At 68.7% G+C, this 16,895-nt stretch carries 20 protein-coding genes; 11 read left to right on the top strand and 9 right to left on the bottom strand.

The annotated features are described in order from the left end of the window. Positions 1-260: 260 nt before the first annotated feature. Complete coding sequence (locus NVU01S_RS10145) at positions 261-1,238, bottom strand: o-succinylbenzoate synthase (RefSeq protein ID WP_043664080.1); 978 nt, start codon at positions 1,236-1,238, stop codon at positions 261-263. A 90-nt stretch (positions 1,239-1,328) separates the two neighbouring features. On the opposite strand from NVU01S_RS10145, the gene NVU01S_RS10140 reads away from it, so the two are divergent. Next, a complete protein-coding gene (locus NVU01S_RS10140) occupies positions 1,329-1,700 on the top strand; it encodes a hypothetical protein (RefSeq protein ID WP_043664077.1) in 372 nt (123 codons plus the stop codon). Between the two features lie 7 nt (positions 1,701-1,707). Here NVU01S_RS10140 and NVU01S_RS10135 read toward each other — a convergent pair whose 3' ends face one another. The 3 genes from NVU01S_RS10135 to NVU01S_RS10125 are packed head-to-tail and all read right to left on the bottom strand — an operon-like array spanning position 1,708 to position 3,028. Then, positions 1,708-2,013, bottom strand: a complete 306-nt coding sequence (locus NVU01S_RS10135) for a hypothetical protein (protein WP_156161407.1) — start codon at positions 2,011-2,013, stop codon at positions 1,708-1,710. 50 nt (positions 2,014-2,063) lie between these two features. Further along, complete coding sequence (locus tag NVU01S_RS10130) at positions 2,064-2,441, bottom strand: TIGR03618 family F420-dependent PPOX class oxidoreductase (RefSeq protein ID WP_043664074.1); 378 nt, start codon at positions 2,439-2,441, stop codon at positions 2,064-2,066. Next, positions 2,438-3,028 (bottom strand): dihydrofolate reductase family protein, encoded by a 591-nt coding sequence (locus tag NVU01S_RS10125; RefSeq protein ID WP_043664071.1) that lies wholly within the window; start codon positions 3,026-3,028, stop codon positions 2,438-2,440. The genes NVU01S_RS10130 and NVU01S_RS10125 overlap by 4 nt, the downstream gene beginning before the upstream one ends. Positions 3,029-3,118: 90 nt before the next feature. Here NVU01S_RS10125 and NVU01S_RS10120 point away from each other — a divergent pair, with 90 nt between their 5' ends. Next, on the top strand, positions 3,119-3,571 hold the full coding sequence (locus NVU01S_RS10120; protein ID WP_043664068.1) for a winged helix-turn-helix transcriptional regulator: 453 nt from the start codon (positions 3,119-3,121) through the stop codon (positions 3,569-3,571). Positions 3,572-3,615: 44 nt separating this feature from the next. After that, complete coding sequence (locus NVU01S_RS10115) at positions 3,616-3,954, top strand: hypothetical protein (RefSeq protein ID WP_156161406.1); 339 nt, start codon at positions 3,616-3,618, stop codon at positions 3,952-3,954. Positions 3,955-3,988: 34 nt separating this feature from the next. Here the strand turns inward: NVU01S_RS10115 and NVU01S_RS10110 are convergent, their stop codons facing one another. Continuing rightward, entirely contained in the window at positions 3,989-5,158 is a 1,170-nt protein-coding gene (locus tag NVU01S_RS10110; RefSeq protein WP_043664062.1) for a thiolase family protein, read from the bottom strand. Positions 5,159-5,257: 99 nt separating this feature from the next. Here NVU01S_RS10110 and NVU01S_RS10105 point away from each other — a divergent pair, with 99 nt between their 5' ends. Then, on the top strand, positions 5,258-5,776 hold the full coding sequence (locus NVU01S_RS10105) for a winged helix-turn-helix transcriptional regulator (RefSeq protein ID WP_082031810.1): 519 nt from the start codon (positions 5,258-5,260) through the stop codon (positions 5,774-5,776). A 111-nt stretch (positions 5,777-5,887) separates the two neighbouring features. Here the strand turns inward: NVU01S_RS10105 and NVU01S_RS10100 are convergent, their stop codons facing one another. Beyond that, complete coding sequence (locus NVU01S_RS10100; RefSeq protein ID WP_043664059.1) at positions 5,888-6,970, bottom strand: ABC transporter ATP-binding protein; 1,083 nt, start codon at positions 6,968-6,970, stop codon at positions 5,888-5,890. A 239-nt stretch (positions 6,971-7,209) separates the two neighbouring features. Between NVU01S_RS10100 and NVU01S_RS10095 the strand changes: the two genes are divergently transcribed. The 5 genes from NVU01S_RS10095 to NVU01S_RS42390 all read left to right on the top strand — a co-directional run bounded on the left by NVU01S_RS10095 (position 7,210) and on the right by NVU01S_RS42390 (position 12,199). Further along, on the top strand, positions 7,210-8,148 hold the full coding sequence (locus NVU01S_RS10095) for a tellurite resistance/C4-dicarboxylate transporter family protein (RefSeq protein ID WP_156161405.1): 939 nt from the start codon (positions 7,210-7,212) through the stop codon (positions 8,146-8,148). A gap of 104 nt (positions 8,149-8,252) precedes the next feature. Beyond that, the gene (locus NVU01S_RS10090) at positions 8,253-9,047 is read left to right on the top strand and encodes an LLM class F420-dependent oxidoreductase (protein ID WP_043664055.1); all 795 of its coding nucleotides are present in this window, start codon (positions 8,253-8,255) and stop codon (positions 9,045-9,047) included. Between the two features lie 170 nt (positions 9,048-9,217). After that, positions 9,218-11,014 (top strand): ABC transporter substrate-binding protein/permease, encoded by a 1,797-nt coding sequence (locus tag NVU01S_RS10085; RefSeq protein WP_043664053.1) that lies wholly within the window; start codon positions 9,218-9,220, stop codon positions 11,012-11,014. 4 nt (positions 11,015-11,018) lie between these two features. Next, positions 11,019-11,744 carry an amino acid ABC transporter ATP-binding protein gene (locus NVU01S_RS10080; protein WP_043664052.1) on the top strand — a complete coding sequence of 242 codons (726 nt, stop codon included), beginning with the start codon at positions 11,019-11,021 and terminating at the stop codon, positions 11,742-11,744. 158 nt (positions 11,745-11,902) lie between these two features. Continuing rightward, entirely contained in the window at positions 11,903-12,199 is a 297-nt protein-coding gene (locus NVU01S_RS42390; RefSeq protein ID WP_082031808.1) for a hypothetical protein, read from the top strand. An 85-nt stretch (positions 12,200-12,284) separates the two neighbouring features. Here the strand turns inward: NVU01S_RS42390 and NVU01S_RS10070 are convergent, their stop codons facing one another. After that, positions 12,285-12,569 (bottom strand): hypothetical protein, encoded by a 285-nt coding sequence (locus NVU01S_RS10070; RefSeq protein ID WP_043664050.1) that lies wholly within the window; start codon positions 12,567-12,569, stop codon positions 12,285-12,287. Between the two features lie 374 nt (positions 12,570-12,943). Between NVU01S_RS10070 and NVU01S_RS10065 the strand changes: the two genes are divergently transcribed. Further along, a complete protein-coding gene (locus NVU01S_RS10065) occupies positions 12,944-13,702 on the top strand; it encodes an alpha/beta fold hydrolase (protein WP_156161404.1) in 759 nt (252 codons plus the stop codon). Between the two features lie 128 nt (positions 13,703-13,830). Further along, on the top strand, positions 13,831-14,118 hold the full coding sequence (locus NVU01S_RS10060; RefSeq protein WP_014989020.1) for a hypothetical protein: 288 nt from the start codon (positions 13,831-13,833) through the stop codon (positions 14,116-14,118). On the opposite strand, the gene NVU01S_RS10055 is transcribed toward NVU01S_RS10060, so the two are convergent. Both NVU01S_RS10055 and NVU01S_RS10050 read right to left on the bottom strand, forming a co-directional pair. Beyond that, a complete protein-coding gene (locus NVU01S_RS10055; protein ID WP_043664045.1) occupies positions 14,115-15,374 on the bottom strand; it encodes a CHAT domain-containing protein in 1,260 nt (419 codons plus the stop codon). The genes NVU01S_RS10060 and NVU01S_RS10055 overlap by 4 nt on opposite strands. Next, positions 15,371-16,894 carry a tetratricopeptide repeat protein gene (locus NVU01S_RS10050; protein ID WP_043664043.1) on the bottom strand — a complete coding sequence of 508 codons (1,524 nt, stop codon included), beginning with the start codon at positions 16,892-16,894 and terminating at the stop codon, positions 15,371-15,373. The genes NVU01S_RS10055 and NVU01S_RS10050 overlap by 4 nt, the downstream gene beginning before the upstream one ends. Position 16,895 lies beyond the last annotated feature (1 nt).

The raw sequence follows: 16,895 nt of genomic DNA, 5'->3' as shown, positions 1-16,895 counted from the left end.
TTCCCTCGCGCAATACGGCCGGCGTCGCACGCCGCTGGGTCAAGGCTGCGATCCATAGACGGTCGCCGTGATTGTTCGGGGTGGACTCCGTGCACCGCCCAGGCCGGAGGCGGCGATAAGTCAGGTCGACGCTGTGCCTGGCCTCGGTCGGCGGCGCGCATCGCCGGGTCGGTTCTGCGCGCTGCTGGGGTCGGTGTCACGCATTCCGGGCCGAGCTGTGCGTGCTGCACGGGCCGCGACCATTCGGAGGTGGCGGCGAATCAGGGTGCGGGTGGGATCAATCGGAGGGTGCGCGTGAGGCGGTTCTCCCACCAGGTGACTCGTTCGGGGTCGCGTTGGCGGTACTGCTCGAGTAGGGCGGGGTCGGGTTGGGGGGCGGTGTGGGGGACGGGGAGGTAGCCGTCGGTCGGGCGTAGCGAATCGCGCACAGTGTCGCCGGTGAGCAGGGACAACGTGCCCAGTCCGCAGGCGAAGTCGAGTTCGGGGAGGGCCCCGGCAAGAGCCAGTTGGGCGGCCAGGCCGACGCTGGTTTCCAGTGCCGAGGAGATCACGCAGGGTAATCCGGCGGCCTCGGCTACCCGCAGTGCGCGCCGGACCCCGCCCAGGGGGGTGCATTTGAGCACCGCGATATCGGCGGCTCCGGCGACCGCGACGCGCAGCGGGTCTTCCGCGCGCCGGATCGATTCGTCCGCGGCGATCCTGACGTCGACGCGTGCGCGCACCGCCGCCAACTCCTCGATCGTCCGGCACGGCTGCTCGACGTACTCCAAACCGCCTGCGGCACGGTCGATTCGGGTGATGTGCGCGACCGCGGTCTCGACCTCCCACACCGCGTTGGCATCGACCCGGATCGCCCCGGCCGGACCCAGAGCGTCCCGCACCGCCTCGACCCGTGCGAGATCTTCGCTCAGCGAATCGGGGTGGTCCGCGATCTTCACCTTCGCCGTGCCGCAGCCCGATCCCGCGACGATCGCGTGTGCGCGCTCCGCGTCCACCGCGGGCACCGTGCAGTTGATCGGGATCCGGTCCCGGACCGGTGCCGGCCATCCGGCGCTGATCTGCTCGAGCGCTGTCGCCAGCCACCCGGCCGCTTCCCGGTCGTCGTATTCGACGAACGGACAGAACTCGCCCCAGCCGAGTGGTCCGCGGATCAGCATCCCTTCGCGCACCGTGATACCGCGGAATCGGGTGCGCATCGGTATGGCGTAGACGAAGCTCTCCAGCACTTGATCGCTCATCGCCGCCAGCGTAACCGGCACGGAATCCCCCCATCCGGCCTGAGTAGTTTTGCGGTACTCGCCCTCGGCCGCGCCCAGGATGCTGAAGGCATGACCTACTACCCGGCCGCTTATCAGTCGGCCCAGCCGCAGCAGCGGACCTGGGACGTGATCCTCACCGTCGTCCTCTATTGCGCCGCCGCGGTGCTCGGCCTGCTTGCCGCCTACTGCACCGTCTTCTTCGCCTTCGCCGCCGACGCGTGCGGACCCGGACGCAATTGCCGCGACGAATATCTGAGTGCGGCATTCGTCGTTTCCTGGGGTGGCACCGCCCTCGCCCTGGCCGGCTCCTTCGTCATGATCATCATCGCCGCCGTGAAGCGCTGGCTGATGTGGTACTGGCCGGTCGTCGCCATGGCCCTGATCGTGGCCTCGTTCCTCAGCGGTGTGGCCCTGGCGAACGAGGTCTACGACACTCCGTGACGCACCCTTACGCCACCAATCCGGCTGCCAGCCCGGCGAATACCACCACCGGTACCGCGATGATCCGCCACGACCACTGCCGCTGCCTGCCCACCACGTATAGCGTCTTGATCGCCCAGACCAGCAGGCAGACGCCCAGCAGCCCCCCGCCGAGCACGATCCCCACCAGCTGATCAGGACCGGTCAGCGCACCCCCGAACGGAACTCGCTCGAGCCGAACACACAGCAGAATCGCCACGCCGAGAACAGTTCCCGCCAGCACCGCACCACCCGGCGCGGTGGCGAGGTCTTCCCCATCGGGTGCGACAGTCATCACCCCATCCTGCTGCACCACGACCGAACCCTCAACGCGGCCAACCGCTCTCACCCGGCGCGCTGGTGGTCGGGCTCGATCAGGGCGACGACGCGGTGGAGTTCGCGGGAGTAGGGCCGGCCGGTGTATTCGATCGCGAGCCGGTCGATGATCGCCCAGGCGGCGTCGCCGTCGAGCCATTCGACGACCCGGCCGCGCAGGATCACCGGGTGAAAGAGGTTGTCGGCGGGGGTCATCGACAATGCGACGCGCGGGTCGCGGCGCAGGTTGCGGGCCTTGCGGGAGTCCGGGTCGGTGAGGATGACGACGTGGTCGCCCTCGGTGCCGACGTAGACGGGCACGGCGTGGGGTGAACCGTCGGGCAGCAGGGTGGCCAGGTGCGCGTGCGGAGCACTGTCGAGAACTTGGCGGACGGCGGGGTCGATCATCGCTGAACCTCGTAGTGCAGGTGGGTGACGCCGGGGGCGGGGACGGCTTCGATCAGCCGCAGCCGCACGTGATCCGGGAGCGACTGGAAGAACGGCCGACCGGTGCCGAGCAGGATCGGAACCTGGTGCAGGAGCACCTCGTCGACGAGCCCGGCCTGCAACGCCGCGGCGAGCACACCACCGCCCATCAACCCGACATCACCGCCCCCGGCCGCGTCGCGGGCCGCCGCGATCGCGTCGTCGATCCCGGTGGTGACCAGGATCTGCTGCTCGCTGACCGGCATCGGCCGATGGCTGAGCACGACCAGCCGGGCGTTCGGATGCGGACTGCCACCGTGGAATCGTTCCGAGTCTTCGTAGGTATTGCGGCCGGCGACGATCGCGCCCACCCGCCCGCCCGCGGCGTCGAAGACCCGGGCGCTCGGCGCGCTCAGCCGGAAACCGTCGAACACCGCGCTGGGTGTGTCGCCGTCGAAGTACCAGTCGAACAGCATCCCGCCGTCGCCGAGTCCGTGCCCGGCTCGCGGGTCGCGCCCGGTGATATAGCCGTCTACGGATACCGAATGGGCGCTGATGACCTTGCTCATCGCCGCTTTCCTTTCTGAGTTCCTTCAGGAGACTCCAGAACCGTAGCAGTTAGAGTTCCTTAAGGGAACCCCAATTGCTAGACTGATGTCATGCAGCGGACGAACTTCGGCGAGATGGCCTGCTCCATCGCGCGCACCCTCGATGTCATCGGCGAGGCATGGTCACCGCTGATCCTGCGCGACGTGTTCGTCGGCATGACGCGCTTCGATCAGCTCCAGGCCGATCTCGGTGTCTCCCGCAAGGTGCTCACCGAGCGGCTGAACCACCTGGTCGAGCACGGCGTTCTCGAGCGCAAGCCCTACGACCAGCGCCCGCGCTACGAATACGTGCTGACTCAGCAGGGCATCGAACTGTTCGAGGTGCTCATGGTGATGAAGGGCTGGGGCGACAAATGGCGCGCGGGGGCGGCCGGGCCGCCGGTTCTGTACCGCCACCACGCCTGCGGCGAGATCAGCGATGTGCAGCTGCGCTGCGACCACTGCGGCGAACCCATGCGCGCCACCGACATCGACCTGCTGCCCGGGCCCGGCGCGGCAACCTGAGCGTCGCGCGTTTGGTACAGCGACGTTGCGGGCAGGAATGAGGGGTGAGTTCGCAATTGCGGGGGTGGGGAGCGGATATCGCGCGGGCGGTGCTCGGGTCGGTGTTCGTGATCGGTTTTGCCTGGGTGGTGGCGGCCTTCGTGTCGGTCTACGACGTGGTCGCCTGGGAGGACGCCGACGGCGGGGCGCGGCGCTATCTGGCGGTCGCGCAGTTCGTCGCGTTCGCGGGGATCGCCGGCGCGGTGCTCTGGGCGGTGCTGCTGATGGTCGGAAAGGTCCGGGCCCGCAGGCCTGTCGGCTGGACCCCCGTGGTGGCGGTGCCGGTGATCGTCGGCGCGTGGGTGGCCGGACTGCTGGTCGCGATCGTGCTGGTCGCGGTATGACGGTGCCCACCCCGCGGGGTGGGCACCGATCCGATCAGAGGCGTTCGAGGATCATCGCGTTGGACAAACCGCCTGCCTCGCACATGGTTTGCAGGCCGTAGCGGGCGCCGCGTTCCTGCATCGCGTGGACCAGGGTGGTGGCCAGGCGGGTGCCGGAGGCGCCGAGCGGGTGGCCGATGGCGATCGCGCCGCCGTGCACGTTGACCTTCGCGAGGTCGGCGCCGGTCTCCTGCGCCCAGGCCAGCACGACGGGCGAGAAGGCCTCGTTGACCTCGAACAGATCGATATCGGAGAGCTGGAGTCCGGCCCGCTGCAACACCTTTCGGGTCGACGGGATGACGGCGGTGAGCATCAGCAGCGGATCGTCGCCGGCCACCGCGAAGCTGTGCAGCCGCGCCAGTGGACGCAGACCCAGCTGCTTCGCACGCTCGCTGGTCATGATGAGCACCGCGGCGCTGCCGTCGCTGACCTGGCTCGCGGACGCCGCGGTGACCGCCCAGCCGATCTGCGGGAAGCGGGCCGACATCGCCTCGTCGTAGAACGCGGGACGCAGCTTGGCGAGGGTGTCCAGGGTGCTGCCGACCCGGATGCCCTCGTCGGTGTACAGCCCGTCGAGTGGCGCGAGTTCGCGCGTGAACAGGCCGTTCTTCGTTGCCAGGGCGGCCTTTTCGTGACTGCCGATGGCGAATTCGTCGAGCTGCGTGCGGTTCAGCCCCCATTCGGCGGCGATCAGCTCGGCGCTGATCCCTTGCGGTACCAGCCCTTCCGGGTAGCGCTCGGCGAAGCCGACGCCCGAGACATCGTCGGAGCCGACGAGGTTGGCGCCCATGGGAACTCGGCCCATCGATTCGACACCGGCGGCGACGACGATGTCGTACGCGCCGGCGAGCACGCCCTGCGCGGCGAAGTGGATCGCCTGCTGGCTGCTGCCGCACTGCCGGTCCACCGTGGTGGCGGCGACGGATTCGGGGTAGCCGGCCGCGAGTGCGGCCCGCCGGGTCATGTTCATGCCCTGCTCGCCGACCTGGGTGACGATGCCGCCGATGACGTCATCGATGAGTACCGAGTCGACACCGCTGCGGCTGACCACCTCGCGCAGGCTGTGCGCGAGCAGGTCCACCGCATTGACCTCGTGCAACGCGCCGTTCGGCTTGCCCTTGCCGATCGGGGTGCGTACCGCTTCGACGATCACCGCGTCTCTCATGGTGCAACCTTTCCGGACCGAGAGCCGGCGGCCCTGCCTGGCTCTATCAGTACATAGTCAGCCTACACCTGGCAATAGTTGAGGCAAGTCAGCTCGGCTATGATGTCGGTCATGGCAGCAGTGATGGAAGGTCGGTTGGCCGATCTGAGCGCGTGGCAGACGACCGACTGCTCGATCGCCAAGGCGATGGATCTGGTCGGCACCCGCTCGGCCGTCCTGATTCTGCGTGAGGCGTACTACGGCACCACCCGGTTCGACGGCTTCGCGCAGCGCGTCGGCATCACCGACGCGGCCGCGGCGAGCCAGCTGCGCAAACTCACCGCCGCGGGCCTGCTCACCAAGCAGCCCTACCAGGAGCAGGGCAAACGCACCCGGCACGAGTACGTGCTGACCGAGATGGGCCGCGACCTGCTCCCGGCCGTCCTCGCGCTGATGCAGTGGGGCGACGCCTACCTGCAGCCGGGCCCGGCCCCGCTGCTACTGGTCGAGGAAGCCACGGGCGCTCCCGTGCGCGTCCAGGTCCGCAGCGAATCCGGCCACGAGATCGCGCTCGAACAACTCGGCGTCCGCGTCAACGACGACTACCTCGCCGCGAAGCGGTCCCCGCGCCGCTCTTGAATTCCCGCACCCTTTCCGTCTTCCCGCACTCGCTGCGCCACGCCACAGCGGGTGCGGGAACGTAGAAGGGGTGCGGGAACGATCGACCTGCGCGCGCGGGGACCTACGGACTCAGTTCAGGCGGCGACCGTCGGTGGACGAGAAGAAGTAGGTGTGTACCGGGTCGGTGGAGAGCCGGACGCGCGTGCCCTTCGATGGCGGGTTGCGCCAATCTGCCCGCGCCACAATGGTTTCCCCGGCGGCGTTGCCCTGCGAGGTGGTGCGGCCGTAGATGTAGGCGTCGGAGCCGAGTTCCTCGACCACGTCGACTTCCATCTCGATACCGCCGCCCGCGCCGTTGAGTTCGAAGTGCTCGGGGCGGATGCCGACCGACACCGAACCCTCGGCCGCGTCGACCACCGAACGGGGCAGTGGCAGCTCGTGGCCGCCGAGCGACACGGTCCCGCCGGACACCGGCAGCGTGAACAGGTTCATCGCGGGGGAACCCATGAACCCGGCGACGAACACGTTGACCGGATCCTGGTACAGGTCGCGCGGGGTCGCGCACTGTTGCAGCAGACCGTCTTTCAGCACCGCGACGCGATCGCCCATGGTCATCGCCTCGACCTGGTCGTGCGTGACGTACACGGTGGTGGTGCCGAGCCGGCGCTGCAGCTGCGCGATCTGGGTGCGGGTCTGCACGCGCAGTTTCGCGTCCAGGTTCGACAGCGGCTCGTCCATCAGGAACACCTGGGGCTGGCGCACGATCGCGCGGCCCATCGCGACGCGCTGGCGCTGACCACCGGACAGCGCCTTGGGCTTGCGGTCCAGGTACGGCTCCAGGTCGAGCAGCTGCGCCGCCTCGAGCACGCGCTTGTCCTTCTCCGCCTTGGCGACCTTGGCCAGTTTCAGCGCGAAGCCCATGTTCTCGGCGACGGTCATGTGCGGGTAGAGCGCGTAGTTCTGGAACACCATCGCGATATCGCGTTCCTTGGGTTCGGCGTGCGTCACGTCGTTGGCGCCGATCAGGATGCGCCCGTCGCTCACGTCCTCCAAGCCGGCCAGCATGCGCAGCGAGGTCGACTTGCCGCAACCGGAAGGGCCGACGAGGACCAGGAATTCACCGTCTTCGATCTCCAGGTTCAACTGGTCGACGGCGGGTTTGGTGGAGCCGGGGTACAGCCGCGTCGCGCGGTCGAAGGTCACTGTGGCCATGCGAAAATCACTTCCCATCACCGGCAGGAACGTGCCGGACGATCCGAGTAAGGGTTGACCCGCGATATTACTGGTTCTGCGCGATTCCTGCTCGAAATGCTCGAGTTCGCGCGGAACCGATCGCTGCGCGCTGGTTGCATCGAGCGTTGGGCGCTGCCTGTCGATGCGGTCCCAACCCTCGGCATCGATCGCTCTCCAGTTGTTTGACCAGGGGCGAGCGCTCGAGTTGTGATACTTGCGTGGCACAGCGATGGTGGCGTGAACTACCGCCTGCGGCGGGCTCGTTCGTGATGGCCACGGGCATCGTGTCGATCGGACTGCACCTGATCGGATTCGAGGTCGTGTCCTGGGTCCTGCTGGCGCTGGCCGTGCTCGTCTGGCTGCTGCTGGTCTTCGATTTCGCAGAGCGGTTGCTGCGCAACCGCTCTCGCTGGATAGCGGAGGCCGATACACCGCCCGCGCTGACCGGTGTCGCGGCGACCACGGTGCTCGGCAGCCGGATCGCGCAACTGGGTCTGCCCGATGTGTCCGTGGTTCTGCTTGTCGCGGCGATGGTGTTGTGGCCGTTGCTGTTACACGGTGTGCTGCGGCATACCCGGCGGCGCATGCCGGGCGTCGTCTTCCTGGTGTGCGTCTCGACGCAGGGGCTGGCTGTCTTGGCGAGTACCTTGGCGCTCGCCGGGGCCGGCGATTGGCTGATCCTCGCCGCGTCGGTGTTCTTCTCGCTCGGTCTGTTGCTCTATATCGGGGCCCTGGTGCATTTCGATGTCGAACAGGTGTGGACCGGGGCGGGCGATCAATGGATCGCCACCGGAGCGCTGGCCATCTCGGCCCTGGCCGCGTCGAAACTCGTTGCGGCCCACCAGCTGACCGGCGGCATGCACGGGCTGCTGCGCGTCGTCGCGCTGCTCGTGCTGGGCCTCAACCTGAGCGGTTACGCCGTGCTGATGATCGCCGAGATCGTGCGTCCGCGACCCGGTTACGACATCCGGCGCTGGGCCACCGTCTTCCCGCTGGGCATGACCGCCGTCGCGACCCTGTCCACCGGCGCCGCAGTCGGTGTGCCCGCGCTGCATCTCCTGGGGGAACTCCTGCTGGTCGTGGCGGTGGGCGCCTGGGTGCTGACCTTCGCGGTCCTGCTCACCGACCGCAGCACCTTCCAGCCGCATCGCGCTTGAACGCTGCGCCGGTCCGCCGGCCGCGGGTAGCCTCGATCGGGGGAAGTGCCGCCGACGTCGAGGAGGAGCGTTGCCATGAGTGAGCGAATCATCAAGGTGCGAGCATGAACCGCCCGGTTCGGATCGCAGTCCAACTGAAGCCGCAGCACGCCCCGAAGTACGGACTCATCCGCGACGCCGTGCGCCGGGCCGAGGACGCGGGCGTCGACATCGTCTTCAACTGGGACCACTTCTATCCGCTCACCGGCGATCCCGCGGGCGCGCACTTCGAGTGCTGGACCATGCTCGGCGCGATCGCCGAGCAGACCGCACGGGTGGAGCTCGGCGCGCTGGTCACCGGCGGCGGCTACCGCAACCCGGATCTGCTCGCCGATATGGCGCGCACGGTCGACCACATCAGCGACGGCCGGCTCATCCTCGGCATCGGCGCGGGCTGGTTCCAGAAGGACTACGACCAGTACGGCTACGACTTCGGCACGCCGGGCAGCAGGCTCGCGCTGCTGAAGGAGAACATGGCGCGGCTCACCGCCCGGCTGCGTGCGCTGAACCCGGCGCCGACCCGGGAGATCCCGATCCTCATCGGCGGCGGTGGTGAACGTAAGACGCTGCGCCTGGTCGCCGAGTACGCGCACATGTGGCACAGCTTCTCCGGTCTGGACGAACTCGCGCACAAGAACAAGGTGCTCGCCGAGCATTGCGACGCCGTCGGCACCGACGACGCGCGGATCGAGCGTTCCGTGCAGTGGCCGGGGCTCGCACAGGCGCCCGCATTCGTCGCGGCAGGTGTGTCCACCTTCACGATCGGCGTCGACGGACCCGACTACGACCTGAGCGAAGCCGAACGCGCGGTCCGCTGGCGCGACGAGGTGAACCCGGAGCAGGTCAGCGGGCTCGCCTGAGCCGGTTCTGCCCGGTCGGAGCCCGATTGCCGCTCCGGGACGGTCGGGGCGCGCCGGAATTCGGATCACGCTGATCCGAATCCGTGCGGTCCAGGTCCGACTTGTCCCGTTCCGGGCACCGCCGGGGTAGCTGCGGGTTAGCAACCCGCGCGCCGCTAGGGTTGTCCATCATGGCTGGTCTGCCCGCTGTGCGGTCTCGTGCGTTGATCGCCGTGATATTGCTTGCCGTCGGTCTCGCGGCCACGGCGTGTGGTTCCGGCTCCGATGGTGCTTCCTCGGAGCGCAACCTGTGTTCCCCGCCCGGGGTGAGCGCGGCCTCGGCCGCGCCGACCAACCTGGCCTCGGCACAGACCGCGGGCGCGGACAAATACACCACCGCGACCACCGCACCGGTGTCCGCGATCGACGTCTCGAAGCTCGGCTTGATCACGCCGGGCAAGCTCAGCGTCGGCACGCTCTCCGACGCGCCGCCGAGCATCTGCGTCAACGGCGCGGGCGCCTTCACCGGCTTCGACAATGAACTGTTGCGCGCGATCGGCGCGAAACTCGGTCTGCAGGTGGAGTTCTCGGGCACCGAGTTCGCCGGGCTGCTGGCGCAGGTGGCGGGCGGGCGCTTCGACGTCGGCTCGTCGAACATCACCACCACCGATGCGCGCAGGCAGCTGGTCGGCTTCACCAACGGCTACGACTTCGGCTACTTCTCCCTGGTCGCGCCGGCCAACAGTGCGATCAAAGGGTTCTCGGACCTGAACCGCGGCACCCGGATCGCCGTCGTGCAGGGCACGGTGCAGGACGAGTTCGTGGTCAACACGCTGCACCTGGATCCGGTGAAGTTCCCCGACTACAACACCGCCTACGCGAATCTGAAGTCCGGTCAGGTCGACGCCTGGGTCGCGCCGTCCGCGCAGGCAGAGGGCGCGATCAAGCCCGGCGACGGAACGACCGTGTCGCAGAACACCTTCAGCCTGGACAACTTCGTCGGCTACGCGGTGGCCAAGAACAATCAGCCGCTGATCGACGCGCTCAACAGCGGCCTCGACGCGGTGATCGCGGACGGCACCTACGCCAAGCTCTACCAGGATTGGGTGCCGCGCGAACTGCCGCCGGGCTGGCAGCCGGGCTCCAAAGCCGCACCGCTGCCGCAACTCCCCGATTTCGCCGCCCTCGCCGCGCAGCAGCAGCCGGACGACACCGCGCAGACCGCGCCGAAATCCACACTGCAACAACTGAAGGACACGTTCTTCGACTGGTCGTTGTACCGCAAGGCTTTTCCCGACCTGTTCAAGACCGGTTTGCCGAATACCCTGATCCTGGCGGTGGTTTCGGGCGTGCTGGGCACCGTGCTCGGCATGCTGCTCGCGGTGGCGGGCATCTCCCGGACCCGCTGGCTGCGCTGGCCCGCCCGGGTGTACACCGATATCTTCCGCGGCCTGCCCGCCGTGGTGATCATCCTGTTGATCGGCCTCGGCATCGGGCCGGTGGCGCGCAACATCACCGGGAACAACCCGTACTGGCTCGGCGCTGTCGCACTGGCTCTGCTGGCCTCGGCCTATATCGGTGAGATCTTCCGCTCCGGTATCCAGTCCGTCGAGGCCGGTCAGCTGGAGGCGGCCCGCGCCATCGGGTTCGGCTACCGGCAGGCGATGACGCTGGTGGTGATCCCGCAGGGCGTGCGCCGGGTGCTGCCCGCGCTGATGAATCAGTTCATCGCGCTGATCAAGGACTCGTCGCTGATCTACTTCCTCGGCCTGCTCGCCACCCAGCGTGAGCTGTTCGCGGTCGGCCGGGACCTGAACGCGCAGACCGGGAACCTTTCCCCGCTGGTCGCCGCGGGCCTGGTCTACCTGCTGCTCACCATCCCGCTCACCCACCTGGTGAACTACATCGACCGCCGGATGCGCACCGGCAGGCCGGACCGGCCGATCGACCCGGTCGAGACCGCCACGATCACGGAAGGGCGCGGGTAGACCCATGAGTGCTTCCCTCACCGGTACCGGACTGCATCTCACGCTCGGGCACAACCACGTGCTGCGCGGGATCGATATCCACGTCGACGCGGGCAAGACCACCACGGTCATCGGCCCGTCCGGCTCGGGCAAATCGACGCTGCTGCGCGTGCTGAACCGGCTGCACGAGCCCGACCAGGGTGATGTGCTGCTGGACGGCGAGTCGGTGCTCACCGAAGACCCGGACAAGCTGCGCCAGCGCATCGGGATGGTGTTCCAGCACTTCAACCTGTTCCCGCACAAGAGCGTGGCCGACAATGTCGCACTCGGCCCGCGCAAACTGCGCGGGCTGTCCAAGGAGGCGGCCCGTGCGCTCGCGGTGGAACAGCTCGAGATCGTCGGGTTGTCCGACAAGGTCGACACGCGGCCGGGGAACCTGTCCGGCGGGCAGCAGCAGCGCGTCGCGATCGCCCGCGCGCTGGCGATGAAGCCGGAGGTGATGTTCTTCGACGAGGCCACCTCGGCGCTGGACCCCGAGCTGGTCAAGGGGGTGCTCGCGCTGATGGCCGATCTGGCCTCGGGGGGTATGTCGATGATCGTGGTGACCCACGAAATGGGCTTCGCCCGAACGGTTTCCGACAGCGTGGTGTTCATGGACGAGGGTCAGGTGGTGGAGACCGGGACGCCCGGCGCGCTGTTCGACAACGCGCAGACGCCACGCCTACAGCGTTTTCTGTCGCAGGTGCTCTAACGTCTCCGATGCCGTGGCGTCCGCGTTCCTGCAGCGCGTCGGACGCCACGGTTCCGGGCGGCGCCGGCGCACCCCCAGCAACCTGCATTGATGCGCACATGTTAATGTGTTGACGCTCACAAGTTCCATCTGTCCACGCTGGGAAAGAGGGAGAACTGATGACGACAGCGCATATGCAGCACACCGAGCACGATCATGCGCACGGCCCCGGTTGCGGGCACACCGCGGTCGAGCACGGCGACCACGTCGACTACGCGCACGACGGTCACCTGCATCGCGAACACGACGGCCACTACGACGAGTGCGAGCCCGCGGGCCACACCGAGCACGCCGACCACACCCACCAGCACGGCGAAGGCTGCGGCCACGAGTCCGTCCAGCACGGCGACCACGTCGACTACCTGCACGACGGCCACCGCCACGCCGCCCACAACGGCCACTACGACGAACACTGAGTCCGCCCGCCCGCGAACCGGCCGAGCCCGGTCCTCGCGGGCTCGGGCGGGCCGGGCTTCGGCTACAGCGGCGGGGATGTCCGGGTCACAGGTGATACACCAGCAATAGCCACAGGGTTCCGCTGGTCTTCGTCTCGTGTGGCAGGCATACGGGCACGTTGCCGGGCCGGCGATAGGCCGCCGAGGCGGATCGGCAAGCCCGTTCGGTATCGAAGGCGCGAACCACCAGATCCCAGTCGATGTCGGCGGTGTTCTCGATGCGCACCGTGGTCCGCGCGGGTTCTCGCTCATCGGGCATGGCGAGCGCGGTGGAAACGGAAACCAGGGCAAGAAAGACGAGCGCTTTCGCGGCAACGATCTTTCGAACCATAGATACCCAGCCCATCCAACCTCTGCGGCCACCGTATCAAGCGGATCCTCGTTCCGCACAGCCGTTTTCCCGCCGAGCCGGTGCCGGCACCGCGCTCCCTCGGCTACCGCCCGTCGGCCAGCAGATGGCGCAGGAACTTTTCTGGGGCGGCGAGGAAGCACCAGATCGACGAACGATTCGCCGTGGGAACGCTCGTGTGGTGAGACGCCACCGTAGGCGGGCAGCAGCGACGGCCCGCCGCCGTGCGGCGTTGGGCTGCGGCGGGGTGGGGTGGAGGATCTAGAGTCGGGTGGGTGATCGAGGCGACGGAGATTACTACGGGGGCGGGGACGTTCGACGTGTTGACCTGCGGGGACGTGCGGGGGCGGGAAGTCATGCTGTTGCACGGGTTTCCGGAGGGGGCCATCGAGTGGGAGTTCCAGCTGCATACGCTCGGCGGTGGCGGATGCTATGTGGTGGCACCGGATCAGCGGGGGTATTCCGCGGGGGTGCGGCCGGAACGACCGGCCGAGTACCGGGTCGAAGAACTGGTCGGCGACGTGCTCGCGATCGCGGACGAATTGGGTTGGCAGCGTTTCGATCTGGTGGGCCACGACTGGGGCGGGTACGTCGGCTGGGCGGTGGCGGCGGAGCATCCGGAGCGGGTGCGGACGTTCACCGCGGTCTCGCAACCGCATCCCGGCGCGCTGGTCAAAGCGATGAAAGAGGACGAGGATCAGGCGCTGCGGTCCCAGTATGTCGCGCGACTGCGCGAGCCGCGGACCGCGGAGCGCGCCTTGCTCGCCGACGGTGCCATCGGCCTGCGGCGGCTCTTCGAATGGAAGGTCCCGGAGGAGCGCGTCGACCACTACGTGGAGCGACTCAGTCGGCCGGAAGCGCTGACGGCGGCCTTGAATTGGTATCGGGCCGCACATCTGTCGGGCCGGGTCGGCGAGGTCACGGTGCCGACGCTGTACGTGTGGAGCACCGAGGACAGCGTCATCGGCTCCACCGCCGCGCTGGCCACAGCGAAGTATGTGACCGGTCCCTATCGTTTCGAAATGCTCGAAGACGTCTCGCACTGGATCCCCGAGCAGGCCCCGGAGGACCTGACCCGGTTGATCATGCAGCACCTGCTCGCCCATCGGTCCTGAGCCGGGACACCTTCGCCCGGCAACCTTTTCGCGAGCGGGTTCCCCGGTCGCCGGGCCGAGCCGGACGATTGTGCTAACGAATCGGTGACACGCCGATCCAAAGGGGCACGCCGCTCCGAATGCGGAGCATGCCCAACTCGAATACGCGCACTCTGCACGAACTGCCGCCGGCCGTCGCGGCGGTCGTCCGCGAAGTGGTGGCAACCGGCGCGGACGCCGTCGTCACCGACGGCGACACAGAGATCGCGGTGATCATGACGATGGCCGACTACGAACGCCTGCACCAGTACGCGGATCTGGCGGACGCGTCGCGGCCGGACTACGCGGGCGAGGTGCAGGCGATGTCCATCTCGCAGATGCTCGACGTGCTCGGCGTCGATCCGACGGTGGTCCGGACGGTCCGCGGCCGGGCTTAAGCCCGCAGCGTGGCGAAGGCCGACCAGAGCAGCGGCGAGTGCTCGATCGCACCATCGCCGCGCCAGCGGTTCAATTGCGCGCGTTGCCATTCGGCGAGCGCGGTGACCGGGTCGTCGGCTTCGTGCGCCGCGTCGATCGCGCAGATCGCCTGCTGGAGCGGATGGGCGTCCGGCGGGGCGCCGGCGATCCGGTGGAAGGCGAGGTCGGTGGGCAGCGGCCAGCGGCTCGCCGTCACCAACTCGGCGCCGCCGTTGATCATGGCCGCGGTCAGGCCGAGCGCCTCGGTGAAACGCAGGTCGCCGCCGCTCTCGCAGGCGATCAGGGCGACCCGGCTGGGGATGGGCCAAAGGTCTTGGCCGTTCCCGGGTTCCGCGGTCAGCGTGTGGGTGCCGAGCAGGAAGTCCTTGGCGGACAACGGCCGATGGGTGCGATCGGGTGCGGCGAAGCCGAGTGTGTCCGCGGTGCAGGCCAGGTGGAGTTGTGCGGCTTCGCTCTGGCCCGACTCGGGCGGCGCCGCGGTGACATGGCCGACGTAGACGAGCCTGCTCGCCCCGGCGCGCAGGGTCGCGCCGAGCCAGGTGCGATCTAGGTCGGTGCGGCGGAAGATCTCGGTCGGCGCACCGACCGTGGGCCGCAGTCGCCCCTGTGCCGCGTAGCCGGCGATCCGCCGGGTGAGTGGGGCGTTTTCGGGCATCCGGCCGAGCACCGAGCCGAGGATCGAGTCCGCGCGGAAGCCGGGAACGCGCGGATCGAGCACGGCGACAACGGGTTCGCGCCGCGACCGAGCCCAGCTGCGGGCGGTGCGGCCCGGCGCCTGCACGATACCGGCCGGAGCCAGCAGGCTGATATCGGCGATATCGATCAGGCGCAGGTCGGGTGCCGGTGCGAGGAGCTCCCACGGCACCTGTGCCACTCGCGGTGACGGTTGCAGGCGGATATGCGGTCGAATGTCCTGCCGATACAGCTCGTACAGCTGGGCGGCGAGTCCTTGGGGCAGCAATGCACGGGAAAGTGCCTGGGCGACCAGGTATTCGGTCTCGAGCGCAGCGAACGGGCCGGCCGTCATGGCGTGTTCCAGCCCGCCCGGCTGTTCCGGGTGCGGGAGCGCGTCGGTCAGTCGTCGGACCGCGTCGAGCACCGCGTCGCCGGGCAGCATGGCCGCGCCGCGCGCTGCGGTGCCGTCGGGCCAGCGCCAGGACATGTACACGTCGCCCGCGTCCGCCATGCGCACCAGGACCGTCGGCTGTTGCGTCATACGGTGAGCACCTTGCTGTCTCGGATCAACCGGCCGTATCGCTGTTCGGCGGCGGAGATGTAGGGCGCCAGCGCGATCCGGCCCTCCGCCGCCAGCGCCAAACGTGGCGGCGGGGATACGGGCAGGCCCGCCGCGGCCGCTACCTCGGCCAGCGCGGCACCGAGCTGTAGCGCGTCGGCGCCGGGATGCGTTACCGCTTCGGCGGGCAATTCGAACAATTCCAGCGGTAACCGCGGGGCGGCGGTGGTTTCGGCGCGGTCGACGTTCAAGGTGGTTCCCGCGCACTGGGTTTCGATCAAGTCCGCGAGCAGCAAGCCGTTGCCGGAAAGGTAGGCGAAGCGGAACGCCAAGCGCATGGCGGGGTCGGCGATCTGCCGATTCCACTGGTCTCGCTGATGGCCGTTGGGCAGGGTGTAGCGCACTGCGTCGATGGCCAGCGCCGCCGGGACGGCCACGCCGACGGCCTGCGCAAGCAGCTCTGCCGAGGGCGACTCCGCTGCGGCCACCGCGCCTTCCAGCAGCGTCGCGTACCAGTAGTCGAGTTGGGCGCAGTGCAGTCCGAGGCCGCGTCCGGCGTAGGCGCTGAAGGCTTGCGCGAGCAGTGCCTCGCACTCCGCGACCCGGCCGTTCTTGAAAGCCACGGTCGCCAACCGCATCCGCAGATCCGCGGCGTCCAGAACCGCCCCGGACTCCACGAAGTAGGCCAGACTGCGCTCGTAAAGGTCCTGTGCCTGGGCGAGATCCGCACGGCCCTCGGCGACGAAGGCCAAGGTCTTGAGCCCGATGCCCGCCCGGTAGCCCAGTCCCGCCTGCTCGAAGTACTGCTGACTGGCCCGCAACGGCGGCTCGGCCTCGTCCAGGCGCTCCAGCCGGACCAGCATGGTGGCGAGGTTCTGCTGGGTCTCGGCGACGGCATTGCGGTCGCCGGCCGCATCGAACGCGGCGAGCGCTTGCCGGGCGAAATCGATGGCCAGCTCGCGCCGCCCGGTCTCGAAGTACGTGGCGGCCAGGTTCATCAGCGGATGCCCGGCCAGCTGCGGTGCGAATCGTTGTGCCGCGTCCAGTGATTCGCGGGCCAACTCCGCGGCGTAGGCCCAGTGCTGTCGATGCAGCGCGACGGCGGTCAGCGACAGCAAACAGGCGACCCGGAGCACACCTTGATCAGGATCGGTGCTCGCCGCCAACAGTGCGCGCGCTTGCTCCAAAGCCTCCTGCGCGGCGTCGAGTTCGCCGAGATGCTGAAGCGCCTGCGACATATTCACCAGCGCGTTCGGCCGCAACCGCGGAGCGTCCTCCGGCATGGCCGCCAACGCGTCCCGATAAAGCCGCAACGCCGTCGCATGCTCCCCGAGCTCGTCCGCCATACTCGCCGCGTTGACGATCGCCCCGATCCGCACATCCCCGGTCGTGGTACGCGCCGCCTCCTCGAAAATACGCAGCGCCCCGGCCGTATCACCGCGGGTGTAGGCCGCCGCCCCCGCCGCTAGCAACGCGCGCCCGTCGTCCGGTGTCTCGACCATG

The organism is Nocardia vulneris (genome assembly GCF_001613425.1).
Taxonomy (GTDB): domain Bacteria; phylum Actinomycetota; class Actinomycetes; order Mycobacteriales; family Mycobacteriaceae; genus Nocardia; species Nocardia vulneris.
Note: the sequence above shows the minus strand (reverse complement) of the source record. Positions and strands in the feature narration are given on the sequence as shown.